This window comes from uncultured Rhodospira sp. (assembly GCF_937138205.1).
GTDB lineage: Bacteria > Pseudomonadota > Alphaproteobacteria > Rhodospirillales > Rhodospirillaceae > Rhodospira.
In genome coordinates, this window is record NZ_CAKZOT010000057.1 from 69,665 (window position 1) to 83,164 (window position 13,500).

Sequence of the window (13,500 nt, forward strand, 5' to 3'; positions counted from 1 at the left end):
CAGGAAATTTGACGGTTGCCCGCCGCTGTCCGATAAAGACCCGACTCGGCATGGGGTTTGCGAGGGGGAAGGACCATGAGCAGCGGGGCGATCACGGCGCCTTCATCCGCCAGGGTGGGCGAAGCCCGGCACCAGCCGCGTCCGCCCGTGGATGAGGAGCCGGTCGTGCGCCGGCCCCTGGGGCACAGCAGCAACATGGTGGGCCTGCCCACTGCGGTCCTGGCCAGTCCGCTGTTCAACGCACGGCCCATCGCGCTGGACCTGCCGCATGTGCGGGCGACCTGCGGGGCTTTGTTCGAGATGCTGGGTGAGGCGGAAGACATGGCTGATGCCGTCACGGCCTTCCACGCGTACATGGCGGCCACGTTCTGCCTGGAGGCGGAACAGCGCGATCCGCTGGACAAGCCCGGCCGCAAACGGCCGGACGACGGCACGCGCCGGTTCCGCTCCAGCTATCTGCGGCTGCTGAAGGGGTGGGTGTTCGACAGCGCCTCGCCCGAGGGCGCGGTGCTGAAGGGCTGGGTGGAAAGCCGCTTCGGCCTGCTGCCCACATGGCACGGCGAGCCGATCACGCACATCCCGTGTCCGGCCTGGGTCCGCTATGTCGAGCAAAAGATGAGCAGCCGCTTCCACGGCAACTCGATCCACTGCCAGCTCGATCTGGTGTTCACCTTCTGCCAGTGGATGCTGGCCCGCTTCGTGCTTAACGGACGCCAGCACATCACATTGTATCGGGGCGTGAACGCCATGGGGGAGGATCAGGTCCTGGAGCGGCGCGGCAAGCGCGAGGCGCTGGTCCGGTTCAACAGCCTGACCTCGTTCACGGGCGAACGAGAGATCGCCGACTGCTTCGGCGACAAGATTCTGACCGTGCAGGTCCCGGTGACCAAGATTCTGTTCTTTGACAAGCTGCTGCCGCGCCACCCGCTCAAGGGCGAGGCGGAATACCTGGTGATCGGCGGCGACTACGACGTGGAGATGGCGACGTTATGAGGGCCGTGGATCCGTTTGAAGACTCGGCCGCGCTGGAGGACCGGGCGCTTGGCGCCTACCTCGGACTGGCGGTCGGGGATGCCCTGGGGGCCACGGTCGAGTTCATGACCCGGCGCGAGATCGAGGCGAAGTACGGTGTCCACAGCCGTATGATCGGCGGCGGCTGGCTGAACCTGAAGCCGGGGCAGGTGACGGACGACACCGGCATGGCCCTGGCCATGGGGCGGGCGCTGATCACGTCGGGCGGCTACGATCCCCATGCGATCGCCGAGTCCTTCGTCGGCTGGCTGAAGAGCAAGCCCGTCGACTGTGGCAACACGGTCCGGCGCGGCTTGCGCCGCTACATCACCCAGGGCACCCTGGTCGGTCCCTACAACGAGGGCGACGGCGGCAACGGGGCCGCGATGCGGCTGGCGCCGCTGGCGGTGATGTCGTTTGGCGCACCGGCGGAGGACGTCGAGGCCTGGACCCTGGGGCAGGCGCAAATCACGCACAATCAGGCGCGTTCGGACGCCGCCTGCGTGGCGCTGGTGCGCATGGTGCACCGGGCGTTGCGGGGCGAGGGCGTGAGCGGCGTGCGCGCCGAGGCCACACGCCTGATCGAGGCGCACCCGAAGTTCAAGTTCACACCCTATCGCGGGCACAGCTCGGCCTACATCGTCGATACCATGCAGACGGTGCTGCACTTCTATTTCTCGACCGACGGCTTCCGGTCCTGCGTGACACAGACCGTCAACCAGGGCGGCGACGCCGACACCACCGGCGGCATCGCCGGTATGCTCGCCGGGGCGACCTACGGCGCGTCGGCCATTCCCTCGGCCTGGACCGGCAAGCTGGACAAGACCGTGGCGGCCGAGGTCAAGGCGCAGACGCGGGCGCTGCTGATGCTGGCGCAGCGTCGGGCGGGCCAATAGGGCGCGCGCTGTCGGCTCATGAAGCTGCCGAAAGCACGCCTCCCGTCGACAGGTTCACTCACCACCAGCAGCGTCCGCGGCCGCCCATGCCGGCTCCGGCACCGCCTCGTCCGGGGTCGCCTCGGCCCATGCCCGTGCCCTGGCCCCGGCCCTGGCCGCCCCGGCTCGCCGGGCCAATCTGCCAGTTGGGCCGCAGGGTGTCATCGCGCAGCGCGAAGTGCATGTCCCCGACAGTGACCGTTCGGGCCACGTAGGCATCGCCCGGCATGGCCTCTGTCCTGAAGGCCGTGACGGCGACCGACTCGCCGGGCCGCAGGGCGTCGAGCAGGTCCGGCAATGCGGCCACGGGTCCCAGATGCACGTTCAGGGGGGTGTTGTCCGCTGTTTGCAGGATCATGTGGGCGCCGATGGCCGCCCGTCCGGAGGTCATGGCGCACCGTTCTGTCACGACCTCTCCGACGACGCCGGACAGGTCGATGACGGGCAGGGCAAGGCCTTGGCGCGCAACACCCTGCGTGTCGCCGAGTCCTTTCTGTGCCAATACCGAAGACGGCACCGCCACGACCATCAGCAGCGCCGCGAGTGCATATATCATACGGGTCATGATGCCCTCCCGTGTCCGACAGGTGTCCACCGGATGTCCACGGGATCGACGTTCGGCTGGCGGCGGCGGGGCCGCTTGAGTCTTCGGGTCGGGTCCTCACTCTGTCCACTCCAGCCACACCGTCTGAGGTTTGCCGCGCTCCCGAATAGCCTGCGGTCCCGTGAAGACAACACCGCCAGGATACCACGACGAAGACGTTGCGGCGTTGCCAGGATATCAGGGCAGGGGCGCGGCAAATACCGGTCCGGACAGGTGTCGTGGGCGGGGGCTTTGGGCCGCAGGTCATCCCGGCGCCGTGCAGGTCTTCATGAACCGTAGGGTGTGTTCGCGCCCCGGCCGGCGTGCCATGCAATGCTCGCCTTTTCCTGAACCCGTGTCGTGTCCCGTGGAAACGACCGGGGCGCAACGCACCATGTGCGCCAGCCGCGTGGCGGTGCGTTGCCCGCCTAGGGGGCAAGGTGGCGCCGATCCGGGGGCATTCGGGGTCCCGAGTCACAGTCCAGTGACGCATCCGGGTTGCGGCCTTGGACAGGGCCCCGAACGCCACCGTCCACCGGTTGCGGCGTTGGTGGACACCCCCTTGCTTCGGTTGCCAAGGAGCGCTTCAAGGTAGACACTGTGTGTCTGGCTGCAGTTCGTGGAGGGGGCAAACCACGAAGACACTGAAGCGAAGATGGCATTCGTCCTTTGTGATTTTGGGGCAGGCGGCACGGAGACTTTGATCATGTTCAAATCGATTCGCATCGGTTCGAAGCTGTACGGTGGTTTCGGGGTCGTATTGTTTTTGCTTGTGGCTGTAGGGGGTCTCTCGACTCTTCAGTTCCTGACCGTGCAGGACATGTTCAATCAGTACCGCGATGCGGCCAAGGCCGCGCACACCATCAGCGAGCTTCAGGCTGAGTTCTTGCAGGCCCGACTGAATGTCAAAAACTACCTCATTGACAACGACCCAGCCGTTGCCGAGTCGGCCCTTGAACAGATGGAGGCCTCGCGCGAGCATATCGTCACCGCCTTGGAAGAGGCTGACGATCCGGATGCCGAGGCGCGCCTGAGGGACATGAACGACCTCGCCGGCCAGTACCTGTCGGCCTTCACCAACGTCATCGACCTTGAGCGTCGACGCGCAGACCTGACACAGGTGTTCCTCGCCGTTGGCCCGGAACTCGAAAACGCCCTGACGTCCGTCATGCGGGAGTCTGATCAGGACAACAATTCAGAAGCGGCTTATCGGGCCGGATTGATGCTTCGAGAGCTGCTTCAGGCTCGCATCCATTCCAGCAAGTTCCTTGGCAACGCCGACCGCACCGAAGAGACCCGAACGTTCGAAGCCCTCACGGCATACGATGAAGCCGCGCCCGCCCTGTTGGGCGTGCTGCAGGACCCTGTGTTGCGGCGTACGACAGAGGAAGCCGTCGCGCGCAAGCAGGACTACCAGGAGGCCTTCGATGCCGTCGCCGACGTGATCCACAGGCGCGATGAGATTGTTGGCGGAGTCCTTGATGTTGTGGGGCCAACCGTCGCGGATCAGATCGTCCGGTTCATCACGGATACCAAGCGGGTTCGCGACACTCTCGGCCCGCAAGCCGTGGCGATCATTTCCCAGACCGTCGTCATCACCATTTCCCTCTCGGTGGTTGCCATTCTGATCGGCGTTGCGGCGGCCTGGATCCTCAGCAGGGGAATCGCCCAGCCGATCCGTGCCATGACAGCCGCCATGGAACGGCTGGCGCACAAGGACTTCGCGGTGCAGATCCCGGCCCAGGACCATAAGGATGAGGTCGGCGAGATGTCGAAGGCCGTGCAGGTCTTCAAGGACAATGGCATCAGCCTGAACCGGATGCAGGCCGAGCAGGAAGCCGAGCATCGCCGCAACGCGCGGCGGGTTAAAACGGAAATGTTCGCCCTGACGAACGCCCTGGACGAACAGGTCCGGGGGTCCATCGCCGAGGTGCAGCAACAGGCCAAGCGGATGCTGGACGCGGCCGTCAAGATGGCGGAGGCGGTGACCATCTCCGAGGGTGGCGCGACGGCCGCCGCGAATGCGTCGCGCGAGTCGTCGTCCAGCGTCGATGCCGTGGCGGCGGCCGCCGAGGAAATGGCCAGTTCCATTGCCGAGATCAGTCGGCAGGTCAGCGGTGCCAGCGACATTGCCCGTCGGGCCTCCAATCAGGCCGAGATGACCAACGAACGGATCCAGGGCCTCGCGTCCGCCGCCAACCAGGTCGGCGAGGTGGTCAACCTCATCAGCGATATCGCCAAGCAGACGAACCTTTTGGCCTTGAACGCGACAATCGAGGCCGCGCGCGCCGGCGAGGCCGGCAAGGGCTTCGCCGTGGTCGCCAACGAGGTCAAGACGCTCGCCAACCAGACCGCAAAAGCGACAGAGGACATCGCCGGACAGATCAGCACCATCCAGACCTCGACCAAGGACGCGGTCGAGGCCATCGAAAGCATCGTGCGGGTGATCGGCGAAATCAACGAAGTCACCTCCAGCGTCTCGGCCGCGGTGGAGGAGCAATCCGCCGCCACCGGCGAGATCAGCCAGAACGCCCAGCAGGCCGCGCAGAGCACCCAGGATGCGTCGCGCAACATCGAGGATGTCTCCAACAGCACCGAAACGACCGGTGGCTACGCCCGCGACGTCAAGCAGGCGGCGACTCAAGTCGGCGAGCAGATCGCGCGGATGCTGCAAGATCTGGAACGGATCGTCCGTTCGGGCAGCGAAGAGGAACGCGAGATCCACGCCCTGCGGACCATCAACGTCGCGTGCACGATCGACGTGGGTGGCGGGGCGCAGCACTCCACGCTGCTGCAGGATGTGTCCCTCAGCGGCGTCGGAGTCCTGGATCGGCCGCTGGGGGTGGATCGCGGTCAGAGGCTTACATTGCAGGTCCCGGACCTGGGGACGGTAGAGGCCATTGTCGTGTCGGAAACCGCGACCCACACGCACATACGCCTGGACGTCGGCGAAGGCCAGAGAAAGGGCCTCGAAACCTTCGTCCGACAACGCCAGCGCGGCTAACGGGATCGTCTCCCGGGATGTGGTGCCGGAGCGCGATGGCCTTCGCGCTCTCCGGCTGGGTTTGCCCGTTGGATCATGCGACCGGCACCCGGCCCCCCTAAAGGCGCGATCCCTGCCCCGGCGCCGCGTAGGCCTTCAGTTCCTCCAGGGTGACGACCTCCAGCGCGCGTTCGTGCGTGGCCTCCAGCACCACCGGCGGGGCCATGCCGATTTCGAACGCGTCCAGCCAGCGCGACGCGCACACGCACCAGCGATTGCCGGGCTGAAGCCCGGGAAAGCCGTACTCGGGCCGGGGCGTCAGCAGGTCGTTGCCGGATCGCCGGCTGAATTCCAGGAACTCCAGGGTCATGACGGCACACACCGTGTGGGATCCCGGATCATCATCCCCCGTGTTGCAGCATCCGTCCCGGTAGAACCCCGTCAAGGGTCGCAGGGAACACCGCGCAAGCTGGCCGCCGAGGACATTGCGGGCGGTAGTGGTTTTGTCTTCGGTCATGGCACGCACTCCTCCCCCTGGGCCTTCCGCGAGCCCATGTCATTCTGGGATGTGGGGATGGGCCGGCGCGGCGTCATCCCACTGTCACACGCGGACGGCCACGCCGCCCCACGGGCGGCCCTGGAAGGACAGCAGCCCATGATGGACCAAAGCCCGAACACAAAGCCGCTCAATGTCGCCCTGCAGGGTGGCGGGTCCCACGGCGCGTACACCTGGGGGGTTCTGGACAAGCTGCTGGAGGACGGCCGCCTGGCGATCGACGGCCTGTCCGGGACCAGCGCCGGGTCGATGAATGCCGTGGTCTATGCCTACGGCAAGATGACCGGCGGCCCTGACGGCGCGCGCACCGCGCTGCACGAGTTCTGGTCGCACGTCAGCGAGGCCGGACAATGGTTCTCGCCGGTGCGGACGACGCCGTGGGACGGCTGGGCCAAGGCCTGGGGCATGGACCGCTCGCCCCTGTTCACCCTGTTCGACGCGGCCACTCGCATGGTCTCGCCCTATGTCCTCAACCCGTTCGACTTCAACCCGTTGCGTAAGGTGCTGGAAAAGACCGTGGATTTCGACACGCTGCGGGACTGCCGCTGCACGCGCCTGTTCATCAGCGCGACCAACGTGCGCACCGGCCGCGTGCGGGTGTTCACGGCGCCGGAGATCTCAACCGACGTGGTGATGGCCTCGGCCTGCCTGCCGTTCCTGTTCAAGGCGGTGGAGATCGACGGCGAGGCTTTCTGGGACGGCGGCTACATGGGCAACCCGTCTTTGTTCCCATTCTTCTATCACACCGGCACCGACGACGTGCTGATCGTCAACATCAACCCGATCGAGCGTCACACGGTACCCAAGAGCGCCCCCGACATCATGGACCGCGTCAACGAGATCAGCTTCAACAGCCCCCTGTTGGGGGAAATGCGGGCCATCGCCTTCGTGCAGAAACTGATCGACGAGGACTGGCTGAACGAGGAGCACAAGGGCAAGCTGCGGCGGGTGCGGTTCCACGCCGTCCGGGCCGACCAACTGATGTGCGACCTGACAGTGGCCAGCAAGTACCGCACCGACTGGGATTTCCTGTGCGATCTGCGTGACCGAGGCCGCGCGGCGGCGGAGGCGTGGCTGCTGGCCCATGTCGACGATGTCGGCACGTGCTCCACCGTGGACCTGCACCAGGAATACCTCGGGCCCGACGGCGCCGTGGGTCCGGACCCCGCGCCGGCGCCGTGACGGCGCGGCCTTGTCCCGGCGGCGGGTGCGGTCCAAATAGCAGGCGGCGCCCGCCCGATGGCGAGCCGCCTCCGCGCGGGCGGATACGGTCCGCCACCGCAACATCCCTTGCCGGGCGCGCCAACCCGGCCTAAACACCACTGCCACCGATATGAGGAGGATGCCGTGCGGGACGACGGCGCCAGAGCCACCCATTTCACCGCGCCGCAGCCGCGCGCCATTGGCGCGGTCAACTGGCGCGGCGCCTGGGAACTGTACCTCAAGGAGGTGCGGCGGTTCCTGAAGGTCTACATGCAGACCGTCATGGCGCCGATCGTCACCACCCTGATCTTCCTGGCCATTTTTGTGCTGGCCCTGGGTCGGGACGTGACGCCGCACGTGCCCGGCGTGTCGTTCATGGAATTCCTCGCCCCCGGTCTGGTGATGATGGCCATGGTGCAGAACGCCTTCGCCAACACGTCGTCGTCGGTGATCATCTCCAAGGTTCAGGGCAACATCGTCGACGTGCTGATGCCGCCGCTGTCCAGCGTGGAAATCCTGACGGCGTATGCCCTGGCCGGAGTTTCGCGGGGCCTGGTGGTGGGTGTGGCGGTGCTGGCGGCGATTGCCGTGTTCGTGCCCATCCACATCCACAACGTCGGCTTTATTCTGTTTCATGCCTTCGGGGCGTCGCTGATGCTGTCGCTGCTGGGCATCATCGCCGGCATCTGGGCCGACAAGTTCGACCACATGGCGGCGGTGACGAATTTCATCATCACGCCCTTGTCATTCCTGTCCGGAACGTTCTATTCGATCGATCGCCTGCCGGAAAATTTCCAGCTCTTTGCCCACATCAATCCGTTCTTCTACATGATCGACGGATTTCGCTACGGCTTCATCGGCCACGAGGACGCCCTGGCCACGGCCGGCCTGCCGGTGGTGCTGGGGGCCAACGTGGTGCTGCTGGCGGCCGGGTACGCCATGCTGAAGTCGGGCTACAAACTGAAGGCGTGACACCGTGGACCTGCTTGCCGCCGCTCCGACCCTGGCCGCCGTGCCGTTTCCGGCCATCGACCCGGTGGCCTTTGAGATCGGCCCGCTGGTCATCCGGTGGTACGCGCTGGCGTACATCGGCGGGCTGGTGCTGGGCTGGTGGATGCTGCGGCGCCTGGGGCGCACGCCGCCGGCGGTGCTGACGGCCGAGCAAGCGGACGATTTTCTCGTCTGGGCCACGCTGGGCGTGGTGCTGGGCGGACGGCTGGGCTACGTTTTGTTCTACAACCTGCCGTATTACCTCGACCACCCGGCCGAGATCGCCATGGTCTGGCAGGGCGGCATGGCCTTCCACGGCGGATTCCTGGGCGTGGTCATCGCCTTGCTGATCTTCTGTCGCCGCAAGGGCATTCCTCCGCTGGCCATGGGCGACCTGCTGGCGTGCATCGCGCCCATCGGCTTGTTCTTCGGCCGCATCGCCAACTTCATCAACGGCGAGCTGTACGGCCGCCCGGCGCCCGACGTGCCGTGGGCCATGGTGTTTCCAACCGCCGACGCCCAGCCGCGCCACCCCAGCCAGCTCTACGAGGCGGCGCTGGAAGGGTTGGTCCTGTTCGCGGTGACCATGATCCTGTTCCGTGTCGCGGCGGTGCGGGCGCGGCGCGGGGCGCTGATCGGGGTCTTCATGACCGGGTACGGTCTGGCCCGCTTCGTGGTCGAGTATTTCCGCGAACCCGATCCGCAGCTCGGCTATCTGTTCGGGGTCATCACCATGGGCCAGATCCTGTCGCTGCCCATGATCCTGGCCGGTCTGGCGTTCCTGGCCTGGGCCTGGTACCGGCCGCCGGCGTGGCGGCCCGGCGCGCCCGCATGAGCACGCCCGTCGAGGACCGGCTGCGAGCGCGCATCGCGGCCGAGGGACCCCTTCCGGTGGAAGACGTCATGGCCGAGGCCAACGCCGCGTACTACGCGCGCGGCACAGCCATTGGCGCCGCCGGCGACTTCATTACGGCCCCCGAGATCAGCCAGGTGTTCGGCGAGGTCGTCGGCCTGTGGACGGCCGTGGTCTGGCAGCTTCTGGGAATGCCCAAGCCGGTCTCGCTGGTCGAGTGCGGCCCCGGGCGCGGCACCCTGATGGCCGATGCCCTGCGGGCGCTGGCCCCGGTGCCGGCGTTCCGCGAGGCGCTTGAGGTGCACCTGGTGGAGACCAGCCCGGCCCTGCGCGAGGTCCAGTGCGCCACCCTGGGCGACGCCGTGACGGCGTGGCACGACGGTCTGGAGACCCTGCCCGACCGACCCCTTCTGCTGATCGCCAACGAGTTCCTGGATGCGCTGCCGGTGCGCCAGTACGTGCGGGTCGGCGCGGCGTGGCATCTGCGCCGGGTCGACGTGGACGCGGACGGCGCCTTTCGCTTCGTGACCGGCGAGCCGGTCGCGGCCGACGACCTGGACCCGCGTGTGCGGGCGCGGGCGCCGGACGGCGCCATCGCCGAGGTGTGCCCGGCGGCCCGCGATGTCGTGGCCGCCGTGGCCCGCCGGGTGGCGGCCCGGGGCGGTGCCGCCGTGTTCATCGACTACGGCCACGCGGTCTCGGCGGGCGGCGACACACTGCAGGCGGTGCGACGTCATGCGCAACATCCTGTCCTTCAGGGTCTTGGCACCGTGGACCTGACGGCCCATGTGGATTTTCAGGCATTGGCTGAATCAGCCGAGTCTGCTGGGGTCTTGTCGCATGGCCCGGTAGATCAAGGTTCTTGGCTTCGGGCATTGGGCGCGGAAATGCGGGCCGCTCAGTTGTGTCGCCATGCCAACGAAAATCAGGCCGAGGCGGTCCGCTCCGGAGTTCGTCGCTTGATCGATCCCGGGGAAATGGGCACCTTGTTTAGGGTCTTTGCCGTGACCGCGCCTGGGTTGGCCTCGCCACCCGGTTTCGAAGGGACGTGACTCCATGATTACCGTATCCGCGTTGAATGCCTTGAGCCGGGTCCGCCACGCCTTTTGCACGCGGGACGGCGGCATTTCCGAGGGGCTGTACGAGAGCAACAATTGCGGGTATTCGTCCAGCGACGATCCGGCCAACGTGGCCAAGAACCGACAGAAGTCGGTCGAGCGGATGGAGATGCCGCCGGAGGCGCTGGTCACGGTCAGCCAGCAGCACACCACCGACGTCGTGGTCACGGACAAGCCATGGCCGCGAGATGCCATGCCGGTGGCCGACGCCATTGTGACGACGCGCCCGCGCCTGGTGCTCGGCGTGCTGACGGCGGACTGCGCGCCGGTGCTGATGGCCGACGGCAAGGCGGGCGTGGTGGCGGCCGTGCACGCCGGGTGGCGCGGGGCGCTGAACGGCGTTCTGGCCAACACCGTGGCCACCATGACGGAGCTCGGCGCCAAGCCCGACAGGATCATCGTCGGCATCGGTCCGTGCATCGGCCAGCGCTCCTACGAGGTGGGACCGGAGTTCCCCGCCCCGTTCCTGGAACAGGACGAAACCAACGCCGCCTTCTTCGCCGACGCCCGCCGGGAGGGACACTTTCTGTTCGACCTGCCCGGGTTCGTGGCCAAACAGCTGTCCCGCGCGGGGGTGCGCGAGATCATGCCCACGCCGTGCGACACCTGTCGGGAGGAGGCGCGGTTCTTTAGTCATCGCCGGGCAACCCTGCGCGGCGAGGAGGACTATGGGCGCCAATTGTCGGCCATTGCCCTGGAGCGGTGAGGGAGCCACGATGCCGAGGTCATCCCTGGTCGGGCTGCGCGGCGCGCTGGTGGTCGCGGCGCTGATCGTCCTGGCGGCCTGTGGCCTTCCGCAGCCCTTTCGGCACCACGCCTATGCCCCCGACGACAACCCGCTGGTCAGCTTGCGATCCGGCATCGGGGTGGCCGTGCCGCCGGTGGTCGGCGCGCCGCCGCCGTTGAACCGCGCGATGGCGGTGGAGATGGCCGACCGCCTGCGGACCTGGGAGATCCCGGCGACCGTGGTCAACAGCGCGGCGGCGGACGCGCCGGGGCTGGTGCTGCTCGGGTGGCTGGTCGGCAACGAGCCGGAGGGCGGCCGCATTGGGCTCGACGTGCGCTGGAGCCTGCTGGCCTCGGATGGCACGGTGCTCGACGAGACGACCCGCCACGTGACCGTGTCAAACGGCCTGTGGACCGCGCGGGACCAACGGGTGGCGGCCCTGGTGGCCAGCGAGAGCCGGGCGTCCGTCGTCGGCATGATCGGGCCGGGCTCGGGGCTGGCGGACGAACCGGGCGGAGTGGACGAGGCCCTGGCGGCGGTACCGCCGCCGGGGGCGGCCCCAAAGGCTGACACCGAGCCGGCCGACACCGAGGCGGCCGAGGACGATGCCACCAGTGCCCCGGCGGCGGAAACGCCGAAACGCCGGGCAGGCGAGCCGGCGCGCTCGGCCGCCGATCTGGTCATGGCGCCGCCGGAGGTGACGCGGGCGCCGGGCGACGGCAAGGAGGCGCTGGAACGCGCCTTGACCCGCATCTTCGAACAGAACGGCGTGACCATCCAGGACACCCCGTCCCCCGACCGCCTGAGCGTGCGCGGCGCGGTCGACCTGCTGCCGCTGGAGTCGGTCTCGCAGGAGCAGGTCACCATCGTCTGGGAACTGAAGGATGGCGACGGCGACCTGCTGGGACGCATGACGCAGGAAAACGCCATCCCGGTCGGCAGCCTGGACGGCCCTTGGGGCGACGTGGCGGCCCTGATCGCCGAGGGGGCGGTCATGGGCGTGGGCGAGATCCTGGTGCGCAAGGGGATCGTCGTGCCGCCAGGGTCCTGATGCCCCGGCGCGCCGTCCGTGCGACAACGGCTGTCATGACAGCTTGGTGAAAGCCGTATTGTCGGGTGGCGGAGCGGTTGATATAGTCCGCCGCGCGCGGCGACGGAGGGGGCTGGCTCTCCGTCGCCAAGGCTTCTCTTGGGGTTGCCGTCCTCGGGCCATCGTCCGCGCCAGCGGGTCCGGCAGGGCGCGCGCCGCCGATCCTGCTCATCGCCTCCGGGGACCCTGGCCCATGAAACTCGTGGCCTGCAACGGCAACCGTCCGCTTGCCGAAGCCATCGCCGCCTATCTGAACATCGAACTGACCGATGCCTCCGTGCGCCGGTTTTCGGACATGGAGGTCTTTGTCGAAATCCATCAGAACGTGCGCGGCGAGGATTGTTTCGTCATCCAGCCGACGTCGTATCCGGCGAACGACAATCTGATGGAGCTTCTGGTCACGCTGGATGCATTGCGCCGCAGTTCGGCGCGCCGCATCACGGCGGTGATCCCGTATTTCGGCTACGCCCGGCAAGACCGCAAGACCTCGCCGCGCACGCCGATTACCGCCAAGCTGGTGGCCAACGTGATCGCCGTGGCCGGCGCCAACCGCGTGGTCACGCTGGACCTGCACTCGGGCCAGATTCAGGGCTTTTTCGATATCCCACTGGACAACCTGTTCTGTGCGCCGGTGTTTTCCAAGGACATCATGGAGCGCTACCCGGGTGAGCGACCCATGATCATCTCGCCCGACGTGGGCGGCGTGGTGCGCGCGCGCGGTCTGGCCAGCCGCATCGAGGCCGACCTGGCCATCATCGACAAGCGCCGGGAACGCGCCGGCGTGTCGGCGGTGATGAACATCATCGGCGACGTCAAGGGGCGCTCCTGCATCCTGGTCGACGATATCGTCGACTCCGCCGGCACCCTGTGCAACGCGGCGGTGGCCCTGAAGGAGGCCGGTGCCACGGCCGTCAGCGCCTATGTCAGCCACGGCGTGCTGTCGGGGGGCGCGGTCGCCCGGGTGACGTCGTCGCCGCTGGACAGCCTGGTCATCACCGACAGTATCCAGGCGACCGAGGCCATGCGTCTGGCCAAGAACGTCCGCCAGTTGACCATCGCGCCCTTGATCGCCCAGGCCATCGAGCGCATCAGTGACGAACGGTCGGTCTCCAGCCTGTTCGACTGAGGGCGGCCGGGCACCGGGGATAGGGGGACCGCCGAAAGCGGAGCGCCCTATCCCGTCGCACCCAGCCCGTAGGGTGCGTCTGACCGCCGCGAACGCGGCGGGCGACGCACCGCCTCGCGACCTTCGCGGCCACTTGGTGCGTCGTCGGCGGCGTCGCCGCCTCCAGACGCACCCTACGACGGCTGATTCACACATCATTACTCTTTTTCGTCATTGCGAGGAGCGCAGCCCAAAAACCAAAACTGGGGCAATCCAGAGCGTGTACTTGCGTTTTACGCTCTGGATTGCTTCACCCTCGTCTTGCGACGAGGGTTCGCAATGACGA

12 protein-coding genes are annotated in these 13,500 nt (G+C 67.4%); 10 read left to right on the top strand and 2 right to left on the bottom strand.

Features of this window, described 5'->3' with window-relative positions; all coding sequences use genetic code 11:
* Positions 1 to 165: 165 nt before the first annotated feature.
* Together Q0309_RS07700 and draG are read left to right on the top strand one after the other, a co-directional pair.
* A complete protein-coding gene (locus Q0309_RS07700; protein WP_299439174.1) occupies positions 166 to 993 on the top strand; it encodes an NAD(+)--dinitrogen-reductase ADP-D-ribosyltransferase in 828 nt (275 codons plus the stop codon).
* The gene (draG, locus tag Q0309_RS07705) at positions 990 to 1,907 is read left to right on the top strand and encodes an ADP-ribosyl-[dinitrogen reductase] hydrolase (RefSeq protein ID WP_299439176.1); all 918 of its coding nucleotides are present in this window, start codon (positions 990 to 992) and stop codon (positions 1,905 to 1,907) included. Before Q0309_RS07700 ends, draG begins: the two co-directional genes overlap by 4 nt.
* A 58-nt stretch (positions 1,908 to 1,965) precedes the next feature.
* Here the strand turns inward: draG and Q0309_RS07710 are convergent, their stop codons facing one another.
* Positions 1,966 to 2,511, bottom strand: a complete 546-nt coding sequence (locus Q0309_RS07710; protein WP_299439178.1) for a hypothetical protein — start codon at positions 2,509 to 2,511, stop codon at positions 1,966 to 1,968.
* 724 nt (positions 2,512 to 3,235) lie between these two features.
* Here Q0309_RS07710 and Q0309_RS07715 point away from each other — a divergent pair.
* Positions 3,236 to 5,533, top strand: coding sequence for a methyl-accepting chemotaxis protein (locus tag Q0309_RS07715; protein WP_299439180.1), 2,298 nt, complete (start codon positions 3,236 to 3,238; stop codon positions 5,531 to 5,533).
* A 97-nt stretch (positions 5,534 to 5,630) separates the two neighbouring features.
* Here Q0309_RS07715 and Q0309_RS07720 read toward each other — a convergent pair whose 3' ends face one another.
* On the bottom strand, positions 5,631 to 6,029 hold the full coding sequence (locus Q0309_RS07720) for a DUF2237 domain-containing protein (protein WP_299439182.1): 399 nt from the start codon (positions 6,027 to 6,029) through the stop codon (positions 5,631 to 5,633).
* Positions 6,030 to 6,167: 138 nt separating this feature from the next.
* Between Q0309_RS07720 and Q0309_RS07725 the strand changes: the two genes are divergently transcribed.
* The 7 genes from Q0309_RS07725 to Q0309_RS07755 all read left to right on the top strand — a co-directional run bounded on the left by Q0309_RS07725 (position 6,168) and on the right by Q0309_RS07755 (position 13,175).
* The gene (locus Q0309_RS07725; RefSeq protein ID WP_299439184.1) at positions 6,168 to 7,250 is read left to right on the top strand and encodes a patatin-like phospholipase family protein; all 1,083 of its coding nucleotides are present in this window, start codon (positions 6,168 to 6,170) and stop codon (positions 7,248 to 7,250) included.
* A gap of 165 nt (positions 7,251 to 7,415) precedes the next feature.
* Positions 7,416 to 8,243, top strand: a complete 828-nt coding sequence (locus Q0309_RS07730; protein WP_299439186.1) for an ABC transporter permease — start codon at positions 7,416 to 7,418, stop codon at positions 8,241 to 8,243.
* Positions 8,244 to 8,253: 10 nt separating this feature from the next.
* Positions 8,254 to 9,096, top strand: coding sequence for a prolipoprotein diacylglyceryl transferase (gene lgt / locus Q0309_RS07735; RefSeq protein ID WP_299439245.1), 843 nt, complete (start codon positions 8,254 to 8,256; stop codon positions 9,094 to 9,096).
* Complete coding sequence (locus tag Q0309_RS07740; protein ID WP_299439188.1) at positions 9,093 to 10,166, top strand: SAM-dependent methyltransferase; 1,074 nt, start codon at positions 9,093 to 9,095, stop codon at positions 10,164 to 10,166. Before lgt ends, Q0309_RS07740 begins: the two co-directional genes overlap by 4 nt.
* Positions 10,167 to 10,170: 4 nt before the next feature.
* Entirely contained in the window at positions 10,171 to 10,938 is a 768-nt protein-coding gene (gene pgeF / locus Q0309_RS07745; protein WP_299439190.1) for a peptidoglycan editing factor PgeF, read from the top strand.
* Positions 10,939 to 10,948: 10 nt separating this feature from the next.
* Positions 10,949 to 12,010, top strand: coding sequence for a hypothetical protein (locus Q0309_RS07750; RefSeq protein ID WP_299439192.1), 1,062 nt, complete (start codon positions 10,949 to 10,951; stop codon positions 12,008 to 12,010).
* Between the two features lie 232 nt (positions 12,011 to 12,242).
* A complete protein-coding gene (locus Q0309_RS07755; RefSeq protein WP_299439194.1) occupies positions 12,243 to 13,175 on the top strand; it encodes a ribose-phosphate pyrophosphokinase in 933 nt (310 codons plus the stop codon).
* Positions 13,176 to 13,500: the final 325 nt, after the last annotated feature.

Coding starts and splice junctions, on each gene's coding strand:
- draG (WP_299439176.1), top strand. CDS start 990: ATGAGGGCCGTGGATCCGTTTGAAGACTCGGCCGCGCTGGAGGACCGG.
- Q0309_RS07710 (WP_299439178.1), bottom strand. CDS start 2,511: ATGACCCGTATGATATATGCACTCGCGGCGCTGCTGATGGTCGTGGCG.
- Q0309_RS07715 (WP_299439180.1), top strand. CDS start 3,236: ATGTTCAAATCGATTCGCATCGGTTCGAAGCTGTACGGTGGTTTCGGG.
- Q0309_RS07720 (WP_299439182.1), bottom strand. CDS start 6,029: ATGACCGAAGACAAAACCACTACCGCCCGCAATGTCCTCGGCGGCCAG.
- Q0309_RS07725 (WP_299439184.1), top strand. CDS start 6,168: ATGATGGACCAAAGCCCGAACACAAAGCCGCTCAATGTCGCCCTGCAG.
- Q0309_RS07740 (WP_299439188.1), top strand. CDS start 9,093: ATGAGCACGCCCGTCGAGGACCGGCTGCGAGCGCGCATCGCGGCCGAG.
- pgeF (WP_299439190.1), top strand. CDS start 10,171: ATGATTACCGTATCCGCGTTGAATGCCTTGAGCCGGGTCCGCCACGCC.
- Q0309_RS07750 (WP_299439192.1), top strand. CDS start 10,949: ATGCCGAGGTCATCCCTGGTCGGGCTGCGCGGCGCGCTGGTGGTCGCG.
- Q0309_RS07755 (WP_299439194.1), top strand. CDS start 12,243: ATGAAACTCGTGGCCTGCAACGGCAACCGTCCGCTTGCCGAAGCCATC.